Origin of the sequence: Mesorhizobium sp. M1328 (assembly GCF_040318075.1) — a bacterium.
GTDB lineage: Bacteria > Pseudomonadota > Alphaproteobacteria > Rhizobiales > Rhizobiaceae > Mesorhizobium.
On record NZ_JAMYLO010000079.1, the window covers coordinates 1 to 1,220 of the forward strand.

The following is a 1,220-nucleotide window of genomic DNA, read 5'->3' on the forward strand; positions in this document are numbered from 1 at the left end:
CAGTGCCGCAGCGGAGCCGAGAAGAAGGCTCTTGATGTTCATTTTCTGACCTCCAGTCAGAATCGAACCAAAGTGCGGAATTGGCGCCGTGTGTTTCGGTAGTAAGTATCTGGGATTGCGTCGTTATTTCGGAAAATCGTTGATTTTTGTGAGATCACGTGAACAGCCGCAGACGTTCACCAGAGGCGTTTGCTGGCAAACGCATGCCCGGAACCGGATTTGAGATAACGCTCGAATGAAGTCGCCTTGGCTTGGTTCGAGAAGGCGATACAGGTCACGACCCGCCACGGCAGGAATTTGGACGTATGGCTGGATTTTCCGGCGTTGTGCTCGGCGACCCGTCGCTTCAGGTCCGAGGTCACACCGATATAGCGTTCGCCTTCCGCGCTCTTGCTTTCCAGCAGGTACACATACCACACGAACCGGCCTCCCTCGCCAAGGCATCGGAGTACATCCTCCTTTGCAAGGAAGGATATGCCAACCTGATTTTGCAACCGTTCCAAGAGGTTGCAGTCCTCCTTCGCCACGGCTTCGGAGGGCATCCCGCTTCGCGCGGAGAGGGTTTCGCTGGACTTGTCCTGCGAAGCGCTCAGCGCGAAGCAGGATGGCCTGCCACCCGAAGCCCGCAGGGCGAAGGGTGGCGGAGAGGATGGGATTCGAACCCACGAGAAGCTTTTGACCTCTACTCCCTTAGCAGGGGAGCGCCTTCGACCACTCGGCCACCTCTCCGTTGCGCCGGTGGATAAAGAAAAGCGCCGGCACAATCAACAAGCTGGCGCTATTATCCTTGAAAAATCGACCCTTCGCCAAAGCGCCGCCCAGCGATGTGGCGATTCTGCGGCAATTCCCTGGTTCGCGACTCGGGCCATGGTCACATTTCGGGCCGACCATCGCCGGAATCCGCCGTTTGCAACGGCTTGCGAAGGGGTGTTGGTTAACAGGAGCTTTCGGAGTGAGGCCAAATCGTGTCATTTGTGCAACAACGCCGGGGTATAGCGCCAACACAAACCTTTTGCCGGTACGATCGTGGTTGAACGCCGCCGTGTCATGGGTAATGTCGGGTTTGAAGGAGCGGCGCGGTGCGCATCTTTTTCGGTAGTGGGGATGGGGCAGGGAACGCTGTCCTTCAGCAAAGAATACCCAGACCCGTTTTTTAACTTTTGACTGGAGGTCAGAAAATGAACATCAAGAGCCTTCTTCTCGGCTCCGCTGCGGCACTG

General features: G+C 56.8%; 2 protein-coding genes and 1 tRNA gene. All 3 read right to left on the reverse strand.

What is annotated here, in order from left to right; translation table 11 throughout:
• Positions 1-176: 176 nt before the first annotated feature.
• Positions 177-419 carry a GIY-YIG nuclease family protein gene (locus NKH23_RS34435; RefSeq protein ID WP_352717666.1) on the reverse strand — a complete coding sequence of 81 codons (243 nt, stop codon included), beginning with the start codon at positions 417-419 and terminating at the stop codon, positions 177-179.
• A 219-nt stretch (positions 420-638) separates the two neighbouring features.
• Positions 639-729, reverse strand: a tRNA-Ser gene (locus NKH23_RS34440).
• Positions 730-968: 239 nt separating this feature from the next.
• Positions 969-1,220, reverse strand: a 252-nt coding sequence (locus NKH23_RS34445; protein WP_353036799.1) for a hypothetical protein, incomplete at its 5' end; no start/stop codon positions are given.